Here is a 14,672-nt window from a genome sequence, read left to right as displayed (position 1 = left end):
GGATTGGCCATGGCCAAGGAGATCAGGCTCAACGCCTTCGAGATGAACACGGTCGGCCATCAGGCCCCGGGCCTGTGGCGCCATCCGCGCGACCGATCCGCCGACTACCGCACGCTCTCCTATTGGACAGGCCTCGCCCAGACGCTGGAGCGTGGCCGCTTCGACGGCCTGTTCATCGCTGACGTGCTCGGCATCTACGACGTCTTCGGAGGCAGTCCCGACGCTGCCCTGCGCACCGCCTCGCAGGTGCCGGTGGACGATCCGTTGCTGCTGGTCTCGGCCATGGCAGCGGTGACGCGCAACCTCGGTTTCGGCATCACCGTCAATTTGTCCTACGAGCCGCCGTATCCCTTTGCCCGGCGGATGACGACGCTCGACCATCTGACCGAGGGGCGCATCGGCTGGAACATCGTCACGGGCTATCTCGACAGCGCCGCCAAGGCCATGGGGCTGGATCGCCAGCGCGGCCATGACGATCGCTATGACGTGGCGGAGGACTATCTGGAGCTCGTCTACAAGCTCTGGGAGGGCAGCTGGGACGACGACGCCGTCGTGGCCGACCGGGCGGCGGGCATCTTCACCCGACCCGAGAAGGTGCATCGCATCCGGCACGACGGCCCGTTCTACCAGCTCGACGCCATTCACCTCAGCGAGCCGTCGCTGCAGCGCACGCCGGTGCTCTACCAGGCCGGCACCTCGCCCAAGGGCCGCGGCTTCGCCGGTCGCCACGCCGAATGTGTTTTCGTCTCGGGGCCCTCCACGCAGGTGATCGGGCCGCGCGTCGCGGATCTGCGCCGGGCGGCGGTCGCCGCCGGCCGCCAGGGCAGCGACCTCAAGGTGTTCTCCATGGCGACCGTGGTGCTCGCCGAGACCGACCGGGCGGCCCAGGCCAAGCTCGACGACTACCGCAGTTACGTCAGCCACGAGGGGGCGCTGACGCTGATGTCCGGGTGGACGGGCGTCGATTTCTCCCAGCTGGCGCTCGACCAGGAGGTGCGGCACGTGGAGAACGACGCCGGCCGCACCGCCATGGACAATATCACGCGCGCCGACCCGAACCGGATCTGGACCGTTCGCGAGGTGGCCGAGCACGTGGCCATCGGCGGCATCGGGCCGGTGTTCGTCGGCTCGCCCGCAACGGTCGCCGACGCGTTGATCCAGTGGGTCGACGCGACCGACGTCGACGGCTTCAACATGGCCTATGCGGTGGCCCCGGAGACCTTCGAGGACATCGTCGAGTTCCTGGTGCCGGAGCTCGAACGGCGCGGCCGCTACAAGCGCGCCTACGCGCCGGGGCCGCTGCGCGAAAAGCTGTTCGGCCCGGGGCGGGCGCGCCTGGCTCCGCCTCATCCGGCGGCCCGCTGGCGGGGCCGCGCCTTGGCGGACGCGGCGGAGTAGGACAGTCGCGCCTGTTCAGGCCGGCGCGGCCTCTTGAAGGAGCAGGATTTTACATCTCGTTGCTTTGCGGTAGTTTTATTTACCGATGAATGTATCGCAAAGATAAATCTCGCCTCGTTGCTTTACGATATTCTTCGTGATTTATCGTTTTTGGCGGATCGACTTGCGTCGATTGTCCATTCAGAGCAAGGCCGCAAGCCACTGTCCCTTTATTGGCCGAAGCGCGGGCGTTCGCTCCGCCAAAGCGGCTTGCCGCGCCTGATAATCCTGAGGGGAATCGATGAACATCAAATCCGCTATCCGCGTCGCCCTGGCCGCGGCCGTTGCGATGGTCGCCAGCGTGGCGTCCGCCGACCAGCCGCTGAAGATCGGCGTCAGCGCCGGCCCGCTGGCGCAGCTCCTGCAGCTGACCGCAGAGGCGGCCAAGAAGAAGGGCCTCGACGTGAAGGTCATCGAGTTCACCGATTGGGTGACCCCCAACGCGGCCGTCTTCGCCGGCGATCTCGACGCCAACTTCTTCCAGCACGTGACGTTTCTGGGCCAGCAGAACGCGGCGCGGGGCTTCAACCTGGTGCCCGTCGATCCCGCGGGCGTGATCGTTCCGGTCGGTCTCTTCTCCAAGAAGATCAAGAGTCTTGCAGAGGTGAAGGAAGGCGACAAGGTGGCCATTCCCAACGAGCCCCTGAACGGCGCCCGCGCCCTGCAGCTGCTCGAGAAGGCCGGGCTGATCACGTTAAAGCCCGGCAAGGGCATCAACGTCACCAAGCAGGATGTCACCGAGAACCCCAAGAAGCTTCAACTCATCGAACTCGACGCGGCCCAGCTCTACCGTGCGCTCGACGACGTGACGCTGGCGTTCGTCAACCTGACCTATCTGATCCCGGCGGGCGGCGACCCCAACTCGGCGTTGATCAGCGACCGCACGCCCGACGAGCGCTTCGTCCTTCGCTTCGTCTCGCGGCCCGAGAAGAAGGACGACCCCCGGCTCAAGGCCTTCCTCGAGGTCTTCAAGTCGCCCGCGAACAAGGAGTTCGTGGCCGCCAAGCTGCCGGCCTTCATCCCGGTCTGGTAGCTTCTCCGCCCACGATCGGGGCCGATGGCGCTGCGCGTCAGCGCCCGACCCCCAGAATAGGCCGCCCGATCGCACGGCCAGCGGGGGGCGGCCTTATTCCGGCATTGCACCGAACGGCAGGCGAGGATTAAACGGCGGGCGGCCTGGCAAGGGCATCCGCCGGGGCCATGTTCCGGATGGGGCGGCCCAGGCGAGGCCGTGGGGCACAAGCTCCGTCCTCTGCCCAACGTTGCAAGGCGCCCGCGATGGCATTTCCCGTCACGCTGATCGATCTCGCCGGCGCCATCGCGCTGCTCCTGTGGGGCACGCGCATGGTGCAGACGGGGATTCAGCGCGCCTTCGGTCCGGGCCTGCGGGCGTTTCTCGGCACGGCGCTGCGGAACCGCGTGCGGGCGCTGCTGGCCGGCATCGGCGTCACCGCCATCCTGCAGAGCAGCACGGCGACCGGCCTGATGACCGCGGGCTTTGCCGCCGGCGGCCTGGTGGATCTCGTGCCGGCGCTCGCCGTCATGCTCGGCGCCAACGTCGGCACGACGCTCATCGTGCAGGTGCTGTCGTTCGATGTGGCGGCGTTCTCGCCGGTGCTCATCCTGGTCGGCGTGCTGATGTTCCGCCGCGATTCCAGCACGCCGACGCACGACCTCGGCCGGGTCTTCATCGGCCTCGGGCTGATGCTCCTGGCCCTGCATCAACTGCTGCATCTGATGACCGACTACGAGGACACGCCGAGCCTGCGGCTGCTGCTCGGTGCCATCTCGACCACGCCGCTGCTCGCCGTCCTGCTGGGGGCGGGCGTGACCTGGGCAGTGCATTCCAGCGTCGCGGTCGTCCTGCTCATCATGTCGCTGGCGAGCAAGGGTGCGCTGCCGCCGAACGCCGCCTTCGCGCTCGTGCTCGGCGCCAATCTCGGCACGGCCATCAACCCGGTGCTCGAGGGGGCGGCCGGCAACGATCTCGGCGCCAAGCGGCTGCCCGTGGGCAACCTGCTCACCCGTGTCGTCGGCGTGGCCGTCGGACTCGCCCTGCTGGAGCCCATCGGCCGCCTGCTGGTTACCCTGGAGCCGGACAACGCCCGCGCCGTCGCCAATTTTCATACGGCCTTCAACGTCATCATCGCCCTGGTCTTTCTGCCGCTGCTGACGCCCTATGCCGCCCTGCTGAAACGCTGGCTCCCCGAGCGCGTCGACCCGGCGGACCCCTCCCGGCCCCTCTACCTCGACGCCGCAGCGCGGGAGACGCCGATCGTGGCACTCGGTGCCGCGACGCGTGAGGCGCTGCGGCTGGTGGACGTGCTGGAGGAGATGCTCGCCGGCGCGCGTAGCGCAATGGCCAATGGCGACCGGCGGGTCATCGCCGAGACGAAGCGGCGCGACGACGTGCTCGACCGCCTGAACACGGCGATCAAGGCCTACCTGACGTCGCTCGACCCGGACGAACTCGGCGACAACGAGAATAAGCGCCTCGCCGCGATCCTGAACTTCGCCATGAACCTCGAGCAGGCCGGTGACGTGGTTACCCGCAATCTGCTGCCGCACGCGTCCAAGCGCTTGAAGCGTGGCCTGGCCTTCTCGGAGGCGGAGGAAGCCGAACTCGTCGCCATGATCGACCGCTTGAGCGCTAACCTGAAGACCGCCGCGTCCGTCCTCATGACCGACGATGGTCCGACCGCCCGTTTGCTGGCCGATGAGAAGATTGCGTTCCGGGAGGCCGAGTCCCAGGCCACGGTCCTGCATGTGGACCAGATGAGAACCGGCCGTCCCGAGGCGGCCCAGGCGGGCGCGCTCTACCTCGACCTGCTCAGCGACATCAAGCTGATCAACAGCCACATCGTCGCCGCTGCCGCCTATCCGGTGCTGGAGCGCAGCGGCGAACTGCTTCAGAGCCGGATCGCCAACCAGCAGCCCGGAGCGCCGGGCCCGGCGTGAGCTCCGCCGGCGTGCCATCGGGCCCGCGACATCGAGCCAGAGAATGTGCGGCCCAGCCGCACCTCTCGGGCAGGGCACGGCCCGGCGGCGACCGGAAAAATACGGATAGTTTCAGTGTAATCGACAAATTCCCATGTTGCGATGCAAAATCGTTGACGGCGCGACTTGGCGCTGTAGATCATGCGGCAGCAACATCCACCGGTCGGTCTGGAGCCACCCATGCAAGCCCTTCCTTCGCTCGTCGGCCTCCGGCGGCTCGGTCTCGCCCTTCTCGCCGGCCTGAGCCTGGCGGCGCCTGCGCGGGCTGCCGAGGTTTCGGAGATCCGCATCGACTACGCCACCTACAACCCGGTCAGCCTGGTCTTGAAGGAGCAGGGGCTCTTGGAGAAGGCGCTGGCCAAGGACGGCATCAAGGTGCGTTGGGTGCAGTCGCAGGGCTCCAACAAGGCGCTGGAGTTCCTGAACGCCGGTTCGATCGATTTCGGCTCCACCGCCGGTTCGGCGGCACTGGTCGCCCGCATCAACGGCAATCCGATCAAGTCGGTCTACGTCTACTCGCGTCCGGAATGGACCGCGCTCGTCACCCGCAAGGACAGCGGCGTCAAGGCCGTGACCGACCTCAAAGGCAAGCGTGTGGCCGTCACCCGCGGCACCGATCCCCACATCTTCCTGGTGCGGGCACTGGCTGACGCCGGCCTCACCGACAAGGACGTCAAGTTCGTGCTGCTCCAGCACGCCGACGGGCGCCTCGCCCTCGACCGCGGCGATGTAGACGCCTGGGCCGGCCTCGACCCCATGATGGCCGCTGCCGAGATCGAGAACGGCGACGTGCTGTTCTTCCGCAAGCCGGAGGCGAACACCTGGGGCATCCTCAACGTGCGCGAGGAATTCGCCAAGCAGCATCCCGATCTCGTCCGCAAGGTGCTGGCCGCCTACGAAGCGGCACGCCAGTGGTCGCTCGCCAACAAGCCGGCGCTCAAGGCGACCTTCGCCGAGGTGACGAAGCTGCCGCCCGCCGTGATCGACCGGCAGATCGATGAGCGCACCGACCTGACCTCCAGCGCCATCGGCGATCCTCAGCGCCAGTCGATCCTGGCCGCCGGCAACGCCCTCAAGAACGCGGGCGTGCTCCCCGCCGACACCGACGTGACGGCAGCGGTCGATCAGCTCATCGATCCGCAGTACCTCGCCAAGACGACGAACTGAGCGCATGGCCTCCGTCGACTTGATCTCCGGGCGGCCGCCGGCCGCCGACGCCGCACCGGCGGCAGATGCGGGCGGGGCGGCCACGCGCCGCCCGGCCGCGGGGATCTGGCTCGTCGGCGTCGTGCTGCCCCTGGTCGTTGCCGTGGGTTGGGAAGCGGCGATCCGCTTTGGCCTGGTGCAGGGCCGTCTGCTGCCGCCGCCGAGCCGCATCTTCGACACCCTGGTCACGCTCGCGCGCTCCGGCGACCTCGCCACTCACGTGCTGGCGACGCTGTCGCGCATCGGCCTCGGCTTCGCCGTCGGTGCCGCGGCGGGGACCGCCGTCGGCGCGCTGACCGGCGCGTCGCGTCCGCTGCGCCGGGTGCTCGATCCCACGATCCAGGCGCTACGCGCCATTCCATCGATCGCCTGGGTGCCCCTGTTCATCCTCTGGCTCGGCATCTTCGAGGCCTCGAAGGTCACGCTCATCGCCGTCGGCGTGTTCTTCCCGGTCTATCTCGGCGTGATGAGCGCCATCGCCTCGGTCGACCGCAAGCTCATCGAGGTCGGCCGCGTGTTCCGCCTCAGCCCGTTGGCGTTGGTGCGGCGGGTGCTGCTGCCGGCGGTGCTGCCTGCCTGGGTCACCGCCCTGCGCTCGGGCCTCGGCCTCGGCTTCATGTTCGTCGTGGCGGCCGAGTTCATGGGCGCATCGGAGGGTCTCGGCTACCTGCTCGTCGATGGCCAGCAACTGGGCAAGCCCGACCAGATCCTTGCCGCCATCATCACCTTCGCCGTGCTCGGCAAGCTCTGCGATAGCCTGATCGTGGCGCTCACGGCGCCGCTGCTCGCCTGGCAGGACACGGCGCGGGATCGCCTCTGATGCTGTCGATCGAGGCCCTGTCCAAAGTCTATGCCGACGGGACGCGAGCGCTCGAGGACGTGTCGCTCGCCGTCGAGGCGGGCGAGATCGTCGCCATCGTCGGCGGCTCGGGCTGCGGCAAGACCACTCTGCTGCGGCTCGTGGCCGGCCTCGACCGGGCGACCCAGGGTGCGGTGCGCATCGACGGCGAGGTTATCGACGCGCCGCATCCGGCCGTCGGCCTGGCGTTCCAGGAGGCGCGGCTGCTGCCGTGGCTGAGGGTGCGCGACAATGCCGGCTTCGGGCTCCAGCACATGGCCACCGCGGTCCGTCGCCACAAGGTCGACGACGCGCTGGCGCGGGTGGGCCTGACGGCCCACGCCGATCGCTGGCCGCGGGAGCTGTCCGGCGGCCAGCAGCAGCGCGTCTCGATCGCCCGCGCGCTGGTGCCCGGCCCGAAGGCGCTGCTCCTCGACGAGCCATTCTCGGCGCTCGATGCCATGACCCGGGCGAGCCTGCACGAGCACCTGCTGGCCCTGTGGGATGAGAGCCGGCCCACCGTCGTCATCGTCACGCACGACGTGGAGGAGGCCGTCACGCTCGGCGACCGCGTCGTCGTCATGCAGCCCAACCCGGGCCGCCTGTTCGAGACCATCGGCGTCGACCTGCCGCGCCCGCGTCGGCCCCTCGATCTCGGTTTCGACAGTGCCAAGCACCGCGTGCTAAGGGCTCTCGATGCTTCGCTCGGCGGCCGAGAGCGCTTCCCGGGAACTGCCGGCGACAGCGCGGCGAAGGCGACGCCAGCCACAGGGAGACGACGATGGGGATGAATGCGCAGGAACTCAGGGCTCTCCAGGCGCCGATCAAGGAGCGCTACCGGGAGGCGCCGGACGCGGCCGTGATCACGCTCAAGGCGGACGGCTCGATCGATCAGGACGGCATCGCCTGCAAGGTGGAGACCGGCCGCGCGCTTGCCATTGCCGGCCTGCATCCGGCCACCGGCGGCTCCGGGGCGGAGCTGTGCTCGGGCGACATGCTGCTGGAGGCCCTGGTGGCCTGCGCCGGCGTGACGCTCAAGTCGGTGGCGACGGCGCTCGAGGTGCCGCTCAAGGCGGGCCGCGTGCATGCGGAAGGCGACCTCGACTTCCGCGGCACCCTCGGCGTCGACAAGGAGACGCCGGTCGGCTTCCGGGCGATACGCCTGCGCTTCGACATCGACACGGATGCGCCGCAGGACAAGATCGACCTGCTCATCAAGCTGACGGAACGCTATTGCGTCGTCTTCCAGACCCTCAATCACCGCCCCGAGCTGTCAGTCGAAGTGCGGCGCTAGGCTTCCGGCGGGCGAGGCGAGGACGCGCGTGCCCGCAGGAGCGGTCCAGCCTCAGAGCGGCGGCGCGGCGGGACCTCGGCGCCTCAGCCCGCCGAGAGTGCCGCCAGCAGCGGGATGGCGACGATCGCGGTGCTGATCGTGATGATGGCGTACAAGGCAATTTGAACCTTCATCATGGCTTTTCCCCCGGCTGATGGACTAGGCGTAAAGCCGTTGTCGTGGGTTGGCCGTGCGGGTGCGCACGCATGACGGCGAAGCCCTTCTGACCATCGAGATGAACGCCGCAGCGCTCAGGGTGGAACCTCCCGGGCGCCATGGCCGTTGCATATCGGTCGGGTTGAAGCAGGGGTCGGCATGCGCAGGGTTCTCATCGTCGTTTTCGTCGTGACTCAGGTTGGCGCCGCGCTCGCCCAGAGCGGCGGGATGGGAGGGGCCGGCGCGCCGGGAGGGACGGCGGGCGCCGGCGGGACGGCACCGACCGGCCACCGCCAGCCGCGTCCGTCCGACGTTCCCACCGGCACGGCCGAAGACCGGGCGCAGAAGCTGCAGGAGCAGAAGAACGCCGAGGGGGACCGGACCACCAAGAGCATCTGTTCGAACTGCGGCGGCCGTTGACGTCGTGAGGCCGCTGGCGAATCGTCGGCGATCCTGAGCGATATGTGAACGACCGCGGCTTCGCGCGCAGCGTCGCCGTGGCGGTTAGGCTTACCGCTCCCATCGCGTGGACCCCGGAGATACCCGCGGTCGGCACGAGATGTCGCCGACAGCATGCGGGCCGGCCAAATGGCGCCCAAGCGGACAAAAACGGCGCAAATTCAAAGACTTGGATGAACGCGATCCCAGCCCGCGCCCGCCTCTGATCGAGACGGGGTCAAGCGTTGCAGCGCAGCGGATCGCCGTCCGTGGCCATCTCGTGCCCGAGGGCAGCGCGGCCGGGGAGGCGGTCGTCGCTACCGCCGCCGGACGGCGGCAGCGCCATCCCTCATTCGACGCGTTGACACTCAAAACCTTGTTGGTGCAATAATTTCAAGGGTAAGCGGGGCGTTTGGCGCCCAGGTCGTCACCGCAGTCGCTTATGCGTTGATCGAAATTGCCGGGCACGGCCCCGAAAGGCTGTCGTTCCGGCGCAACGGCGGGTCCGCGAAGGCTCATCCGGCGCGGAGAGTGTGCGTCAGTCGGTATCCTCCCACGGTTTGTTCCAAGGGGTTTTCGAATGGAAGGAGACCTCGCCCGCGAGGCCATTGAACGGCTCAAAGGAGTCGACAATCAAGCCGGACTTGCGGAGGAGATCGTACGGGCGACGGCGGCGTACGGCCTGGATAATTTCACCATCAGTGGCTTGCCGGACAGCGACGACGTGCGCGAGCACGTGCTCATCGCCGGCTGGCCTGAGTGGAGTGCGCGCTATCAGGCGGCTTCGCATTATCGGCGCGACCCGGTGGTGCGCTGCCTGAGGCAGACGTCCGAACTCCTATTGTGGCGGGGCGCGTCGGTCGACGCCGAGGGCGCTTGCGTCATGGCGGAAGCTGCCGATTTCGGTTTGCGCGACGGGCTTTCGATTCCGATCTTCAATCTCAGCGGCTTCCAGTCGGCCGTTTCGTTCTCGGCGCAGCATCCGCTCGATCTGCCGCGCGAGCACCTGCTCTCCCTGCATCTCGTCGGCATCTTTGCCCACACGCAGGCCGTGCTGCTGACGCGGCGGTCCGACCAGCCGTTGGGCGATTCACTGACGGCGCGCGAGACCGAGTGCCTGAAATGGGCCGCCGCCGGCAAGAGCGCCTGGGACACGTCGGTGATTCTGGGGCTCGCCAACAAGACCGTCGAGCATCACCTCGATCGCGCCATCCGCAAGCTTGGCGCCGTCAACAAGGTGCAGGCCGTCGCCAATGCTCTGCGCCGGGGCTATATCAACTAGAGCGTTTTCGAGCGAAGTGGACGCCGGTTCGCGTGTAGAAAACGCGATAGATAAAATAGATAGAGCATTTTGGCGATTCGAAGAACGCGGAAATACTCTAGCCGCTTGGCTTGGCTTGGCTGCCGGCCGGCCGATACCCGGGCGAGAGCATCGCCAAGACGGGCGACGTGACTTGCGGGCATGCTTGTTACGAGCATGCCTGGGATAGCTGATGCGTTGAAACGCGGCGGTCGGAGAGACGTGTTCAATAGACGCGTGGTCACGGATCGGCCTTGCGGGATGCGTCGGTCCGGTCCCTGCAGTCGATCGAACGACTTGTGCTCGGCGTGGCATTCCTCTATCCGAAACATGCCGAGCGTCGCTTGTCCCGACCGCACGAGGTCGCGTGAGGGGGGGCTGCTCCGAGCGAGTCCGAAGAACTGCAAGCTGCGGAATGGAAGGTGGTCTTCGCAGCTCGCGTGAGTCGCTGGCGTCGAAACGCGCTCCGTAGACCTATTCCGTCGTGATCGCTGCTGCGCTGCACCCAGCGTATTCCGCAGTCAAGAGGGAATTTTCCCCATTCTACGCCGCTCGCTATATTATCTACATTGCTTCTCCGAACCTCAAAGGGGAATGCAATGGCAATCGTCGTATCCGGCCAGGACAGCTTCCGACGAAGCGAGTTGATGGACGACGTATACCGTTTTCGGCATAAGTATTTTGTTGAGTATATGCGCTGGCACAAGCTGCGTAAGCCGGACGGTCGCGAGATCGATCAATTCGATACAGAAGATGCTGTGCACATCATCGAGCACGCGGCGGACGGCTCGGTCGAAGCTTACTCGCGGCTGTTGCCGACGATGAAGCCGCATTTGCTCACGCACGTCTATCCGGAGATCCTGCAAGGCGCGCCGGCCCCGCAGGGGCCCACCATCTGGGAGCTGACCCGCTGTGCCGTGCCGGTGTCCAAGAGCGAGACGCGCGCCTTCGATCCACGGACGCGGCGGATCATGCTCGCTGTCGTGGAGACATCGCTGCGCATGGGGGTCACCGGGCTGGTGATGGAAGGGCGGCTATGGTCGCTCCAGCGTCTCATGGAATACGGCTGGGATATCGTGCCGCTGGCGTCGCCGGTGATGTACGACGACTACGAGATCGCGCCCTTCTTTGCTTATGTCGATGAAGCCATGCTGCACAGCACGCGCGAGGCACTCGGGATCTACGAGCCGGTGCTTGAGCCCGTTCCGTCGCTCCTGGTTGCCTGAGGACCATCATGACCGACCTTATTTCGTTGATCGAGCTGACGGAGACTTGCAACCGGTCGGTGCGCAAGGCCAAGCTGCTCGGCTTGCCGATGCTCAGCTATTTGCTGGCCATGGCGACGGAGGAGGCCCGGCAGAGCCTCGCCGAGCTGCAGAACCATCTCGAGGAAGAGGCCGACTGCGGTCTTGATGAGGGGCGCCCGGCGCGCGCGCTGGCGTCCAACTGACGCGTCCGTTCGCAGACGTGATCAGCGCCGTCCGGAGCCGTGCTCCGGGCGGTTTTTTCTTTGTCAGGCCGGTTTCAGGAGAGGTTTCCGGGCTCGCCCAACCGCATTTGGCCAGGCAGATCCGGTGGCAGGGGTGCAAGGTCGAGCCTCACCAGCCAAATGGTGCCTAGGAGCAGGGCGACCGTCGTGGCGATGGCGAGAGCTGCGCGCATGACCGTTACGCGGACCCGGCGGCCGCTAACTCGGTCCCGCGAAGTTTCAGCTCGCTCACTGCACGCCCTCCGCGCGCGGCACCTCCAGCGCGATAACCGCCGCGTAGGCCGATGGTTCCGAGGCGCTGCCGGCGCCGTGCGCGCGACCGGCGGAACCAAGCGCCGTATCGATGGATTGCGCAGCCGGACAGCTTCGAGACCGCCCGCGAGCGTCAGCCGCCGAGGGAAGGCGCCAGGGCCTGATCTTTCCGGGGGACTCCGCGCCCATATGCGGAGATCATGCGCCGAGTGCGATCGGGCCGCCGAACCAGCCCCGGCGTGGCTCCATGCTCCGGACGACAATGGACTGGCCGCTGCAGGGCGACGGCCGGTGCAGCTTGGGAGGCATCGATGAACACAGCAAATCTGCAGCTCGAAGGCGTATTGCTGGCGCTCGCCGCGCTCACCGATCTGTTGAAGCGCAAGGGCCTGGTCTCGCGCGAGGAGGTCGCCTCGGCCCTGGCGCAGGCCGAGCAGGCCGCGGTCGAAGACCACCGCCGGCCGCCGGATCTCAGCGTCGCCAACCATGAGGCGATGGTTTTTCCGATTCGCCTGCTCAAGCTTGCCAACGCGCGCGAGGACGGGGAGCCGCAGACGTTTTCCGCCCTTGCAACCGCGGTCGGGCAGAGCAAGCCGGCGCGTTGATGGGCGGGACAACTCCGCAGGACATCGGAGCCACGGCTCCATCCGGGTCGCGATCGGCCGATTGCAGGGGCTGTCGGCCGGGCACAGGGCAGGCGGCCGGATAGCGCTTCCCACCGATCGAGGTGCCGCTCTACAGTCGCGCCGCGCGCAAGACGCGGCGCACCGACGACAAAGACGCTCGGGATAAGGACGCCCGGGATAGAAACACACGGGACGAAACACGGGGAGTGCCCATGGCAACGCAAAGTCCGGTCACCGCAGCCACGCATGGCGCCTTCGGCGGCCCGCTCGCCCAGGCGGCAGGGCTGCTGACGGTCGGCGCCCTGTTCCGCGCCCAGGTCATTCGCAGCCGAGACGAGATCGCGCTCCAGCAGGGCGGACAGCGGCTCACCTACGGAGAGCTCAACGCCCGGGTCAACCGGCTCGCCGCCGTCATCGCGGCGCACGGCGTGGTGCGCGGCGACCGCGTCGCCATCTTCTCGGAGAACCGTCTCGAATACGCCGAGCTCCAGCTCGCCGCGGCCAAGCTCGGCGTCATCGTCGCCTGCCAGAACTGGCGCCTGGCGCCGGAGGAGCTGGTGCACTGCCTGACCCTGGTCGAGCCCCGGATGACCTTCGTCTCCGAGCGCCACGCCGTCATGCTGGCGAGCCTGGGCTGCGACTGCGGCCCCGTGATCGTGCTGGGCGAGGCCTACGAGCGCGCGCTGGCGCGGACCGCCGAGCGCGAGCCGCCGGAGGTCGCGCATCCGGAGGACGGCCTCGTCATTCTGTACACCAGCGGCACCACGGGCCTGCCCAAGGGCGCCGTCATCAGCCAGCGGGCGATGATCGCGCGCCGCCTCATCGGCGAGATCGACGGCACCTTTGCCCAGGGCAAGTCCTTCATCGCCTGGGCGCCCATGTTCCACATGGTGTCGACCGACAACATGCTGGCCATGTTGATGCGCGGCGGCAAGGTGATCATCGTCGACGGCTTCGACGTGGAGGCGATCGTCGCCGGCGCGGCGGGCGAGGAGGTCGGCTGGCTGCAGGTCATGCCCGGCACCGTCGAGCAGGTGATCGCCGAGCTGAAGCGCTCCGGCGCCCGGCCCAAGTCTCTGGGCAGCGTCGGCTGCATGGCCGATCTGGTGCCGCGCCAGCAGATCGCCGAGCTCACCGAGATCTTGCAGGCGCCCTACATCAACAGCTTCGGCTCCACCGAAACGGGCAGCCCGCCCGCCAGCAAGAATCTCATCCCCATCGGCGTCGTCCAGGAGCGGCTGCCCAAGGAGCAGAACTCGCTCTGCGACATCCGCTTGGTCGATCCCGACGACGATGACGTGCCGGATGGCGAGCCCGGCGAGCTCGCCTTCCGCGGGCCCACCCTGTTCAGCGGCTATTGGAAGGTGCCGGAGGCCAAGGACTTCCAGAACGGCTGGTTTCACATGGGCGACGTCTTCGTGCGCAATCCGGACCGCACGCTCGAGTTCGTCGACCGCCGCAAATACCTGATCAAGTCCGGCGGGGAGAATATCTACCCGGCCGAGATCGAGCGCGTGCTGCTCGCCTCTGCGCGGGTCGCCGAAGCGGTGGTGGTGCGCCGGGCGGACACCCGCTGGGGCGAGGTGCCGGTGGCCTTCGTGGTGCGCAACGACCCGACGCTGACCGCCGAGGAGGTGGTGGCGCTGTGCCGCGGCAAGATCGCCGGCTACAAGCTGCCCAAGGCGGTTCGCTTCGTCGCCGACGCCGAGCTGCCGCGCAGCACCACAGGCAAGATCAAGCGGCACGAATTGGAGGATGTGTTGAAGAGCGATGAGGCAAAGGCCGGAAGGGCAGCGGAATGAGCGCGGAGGCGGTTCTCTACACGGTCGCCGATCAGGTCGGCTGGATCAGGCTCAACCGTCCCGATCAGCTCAACGCGTTGTCGCAGGAGATGGTCGCCGGGCTCGCCCGCGCCATCGCCGCGGTCGAGACCGACCCGGAGGTGCGCGTCGTCGTGCTCACCGGGCAGGGGCGGGCGTTCTGCGCCGGCGGCGACCTCAAGGGCTTCCTGGGCCGCCTGGAGGGCGCCGAGTACCGCGAGTTCGCCGGAGACCTGCGCCGCTCCATGGACCTGTTCCTGCGCCTGGAGCAGTTGCCCAAGCCGGTGATCGCCGCGGTCAACGGTGTCACCGTGGCGGGCGGGCTGGAGTTGATCCTGTGCTGCGACATCGTCATCGCCGCGGCCGGCGCGCAGATCGGCGACGGGCACCTGAAGTACGGCGTGTTGCCGGGCTCGGGTTCCAGCGTGCGGCTGCCGCGCAAGCTGCCGGTCAACGTCGCCCGGCGGTTGCTGCTCACCGGCGAACTGGTGCCGGCCGAGACGCTGCTGCGCTGGGGCCTGGTCAACGAGGTGGTGCCGCCAGCCGAGCTCGAGGCCACCGTGTCTGCGCTCGCGCGGCACATGGCGGGTCTGAGTCCGCTCGGCCTCGCCTGGGTCAAGCAACTCGCCGCCGATGGCCTCAGTCAGCCGCTGGAGGGAGCACTCCGCAACGAGATCACGACCTTCGAGGCCTATATCCGCAGCGACGATTTCCTGGAGGGTATGCGCGCCTTCTCCGAGAAACGCAGGCCGCGCTTCACCGGGCGCTGAAGCGCGTTCC

Annotated in this window: 14 protein-coding genes; all 14 read left to right on the top strand. The window is 67.8% G+C overall.

Going from position 1 to position 14,672, the window contains the following annotated elements; all coding sequences use genetic code 11:
- The first annotated feature begins 9 nt into the window (after positions 1-9).
- The 14 genes from IEW34_RS26885 to IEW34_RS26820 all read left to right on the top strand — a co-directional run bounded on the left by IEW34_RS26885 (position 10) and on the right by IEW34_RS26820 (position 14,662).
- The gene (locus tag IEW34_RS26885) at positions 10-1,398 is read left to right on the top strand and encodes an LLM class flavin-dependent oxidoreductase (protein WP_188612318.1); all 1,389 of its coding nucleotides are present in this window, start codon (positions 10-12) and stop codon (positions 1,396-1,398) included.
- A gap of 280 nt (positions 1,399-1,678) precedes the next feature.
- Positions 1,679-2,470: a MetQ/NlpA family ABC transporter substrate-binding protein gene (locus IEW34_RS26880; RefSeq protein WP_244642248.1), complete on the top strand. Its 792-nt coding sequence runs from the start codon at positions 1,679-1,681 to the stop codon at positions 2,468-2,470.
- Between the two features lie 245 nt (positions 2,471-2,715).
- Positions 2,716-4,395: a Na/Pi cotransporter family protein gene (locus IEW34_RS26875; RefSeq protein ID WP_188612317.1), complete on the top strand. Its 1,680-nt coding sequence runs from the start codon at positions 2,716-2,718 to the stop codon at positions 4,393-4,395.
- Positions 4,396-4,614: 219 nt separating this feature from the next.
- A complete protein-coding gene (locus IEW34_RS26870) occupies positions 4,615-5,601 on the top strand; it encodes an aliphatic sulfonate ABC transporter substrate-binding protein (protein ID WP_188612316.1) in 987 nt (328 codons plus the stop codon).
- Positions 5,602-5,605: 4 nt separating this feature from the next.
- Entirely contained in the window at positions 5,606-6,460 is an 855-nt protein-coding gene (locus tag IEW34_RS26865; RefSeq protein WP_188612315.1) for an ABC transporter permease, read from the top strand.
- Positions 6,460-7,269, top strand: coding sequence for an ABC transporter ATP-binding protein (locus IEW34_RS26860; RefSeq protein ID WP_188612314.1), 810 nt, complete (start codon positions 6,460-6,462; stop codon positions 7,267-7,269). Before IEW34_RS26865 ends, IEW34_RS26860 begins: the two co-directional genes overlap by 1 nt.
- On the top strand, positions 7,266-7,772 hold the full coding sequence (locus IEW34_RS26855) for an OsmC family protein (RefSeq protein WP_188612503.1): 507 nt from the start codon (positions 7,266-7,268) through the stop codon (positions 7,770-7,772). The genes IEW34_RS26860 and IEW34_RS26855 overlap by 4 nt, the downstream gene beginning before the upstream one ends.
- Before the next feature lie 354 nt (positions 7,773-8,126).
- Positions 8,127-8,387 carry a hypothetical protein gene (locus IEW34_RS26850; RefSeq protein ID WP_188612313.1) on the top strand — a complete coding sequence of 87 codons (261 nt, stop codon included), beginning with the start codon at positions 8,127-8,129 and terminating at the stop codon, positions 8,385-8,387.
- A 475-nt stretch (positions 8,388-8,862) separates the two neighbouring features.
- Positions 8,863-9,687: a LuxR family transcriptional regulator gene (locus tag IEW34_RS26845; RefSeq protein WP_188612312.1), complete on the top strand. Its 825-nt coding sequence runs from the start codon at positions 8,863-8,865 to the stop codon at positions 9,685-9,687.
- A gap of 617 nt (positions 9,688-10,304) precedes the next feature.
- Complete coding sequence (locus IEW34_RS26840) at positions 10,305-10,931, top strand: acyl-homoserine-lactone synthase (protein ID WP_188612311.1); 627 nt, start codon at positions 10,305-10,307, stop codon at positions 10,929-10,931.
- Positions 10,932-10,939: 8 nt separating this feature from the next.
- On the top strand, positions 10,940-11,155 hold the full coding sequence (locus IEW34_RS26835; RefSeq protein ID WP_188612310.1) for a hypothetical protein: 216 nt from the start codon (positions 10,940-10,942) through the stop codon (positions 11,153-11,155).
- A gap of 602 nt (positions 11,156-11,757) precedes the next feature.
- Positions 11,758-12,051, top strand: coding sequence for a hypothetical protein (locus tag IEW34_RS26830; RefSeq protein WP_188612309.1), 294 nt, complete (start codon positions 11,758-11,760; stop codon positions 12,049-12,051).
- A gap of 233 nt (positions 12,052-12,284) precedes the next feature.
- On the top strand, positions 12,285-13,874 hold the full coding sequence (locus tag IEW34_RS26825) for a class I adenylate-forming enzyme family protein (RefSeq protein ID WP_188612308.1): 1,590 nt from the start codon (positions 12,285-12,287) through the stop codon (positions 13,872-13,874).
- The gene (locus tag IEW34_RS26820; RefSeq protein WP_188612307.1) at positions 13,871-14,662 is read left to right on the top strand and encodes an enoyl-CoA hydratase/isomerase family protein; all 792 of its coding nucleotides are present in this window, start codon (positions 13,871-13,873) and stop codon (positions 14,660-14,662) included. Before IEW34_RS26825 ends, IEW34_RS26820 begins: the two co-directional genes overlap by 4 nt.
- The last annotated feature ends 10 nt before the right edge of the window (positions 14,663-14,672 follow it).

This window comes from Chelatococcus reniformis (assembly GCF_014640075.1).
Classification (GTDB): Bacteria; Pseudomonadota; Alphaproteobacteria; order Rhizobiales; family Beijerinckiaceae; genus Camelimonas; species Camelimonas reniformis.
The sequence above is the reverse complement of the archived record's forward strand: the minus strand, read 5'-3'. Positions and strand labels throughout refer to the sequence as shown.

Excerpts from the sequence above, each read along its gene's own strand:
- IEW34_RS26885 (WP_188612318.1), top strand. The coding sequence starts at position 10 with ATGGCCAAGGAGATCAGGCTCAACGCCTTCGAGATGAACACGGTCGGC.
- IEW34_RS26880 (WP_244642248.1), top strand. The coding sequence starts at position 1,679 with ATGAACATCAAATCCGCTATCCGCGTCGCCCTGGCCGCGGCCGTTGCG.
- IEW34_RS26875 (WP_188612317.1), top strand. The coding sequence starts at position 2,716 with ATGGCATTTCCCGTCACGCTGATCGATCTCGCCGGCGCCATCGCGCTG.
- IEW34_RS26870 (WP_188612316.1), top strand. The coding sequence starts at position 4,615 with ATGCAAGCCCTTCCTTCGCTCGTCGGCCTCCGGCGGCTCGGTCTCGCC.
- IEW34_RS26865 (WP_188612315.1), top strand. The coding sequence starts at position 5,606 with ATGGCCTCCGTCGACTTGATCTCCGGGCGGCCGCCGGCCGCCGACGCC.
- IEW34_RS26860 (WP_188612314.1), top strand. The coding sequence starts at position 6,460 with ATGCTGTCGATCGAGGCCCTGTCCAAAGTCTATGCCGACGGGACGCGA.
- IEW34_RS26855 (WP_188612503.1), top strand. The coding sequence starts at position 7,266 with ATGAATGCGCAGGAACTCAGGGCTCTCCAGGCGCCGATCAAGGAGCGC.
- IEW34_RS26850 (WP_188612313.1), top strand. The coding sequence starts at position 8,127 with ATGCGCAGGGTTCTCATCGTCGTTTTCGTCGTGACTCAGGTTGGCGCC.
- IEW34_RS26840 (WP_188612311.1), top strand. The coding sequence starts at position 10,305 with ATGGCAATCGTCGTATCCGGCCAGGACAGCTTCCGACGAAGCGAGTTG.
- IEW34_RS26835 (WP_188612310.1), top strand. The coding sequence starts at position 10,940 with ATGACCGACCTTATTTCGTTGATCGAGCTGACGGAGACTTGCAACCGG.
- IEW34_RS26830 (WP_188612309.1), top strand. The coding sequence starts at position 11,758 with ATGAACACAGCAAATCTGCAGCTCGAAGGCGTATTGCTGGCGCTCGCC.
- IEW34_RS26825 (WP_188612308.1), top strand. The coding sequence starts at position 12,285 with ATGGCAACGCAAAGTCCGGTCACCGCAGCCACGCATGGCGCCTTCGGC.
- IEW34_RS26820 (WP_188612307.1), top strand. The coding sequence starts at position 13,871 with ATGAGCGCGGAGGCGGTTCTCTACACGGTCGCCGATCAGGTCGGCTGG.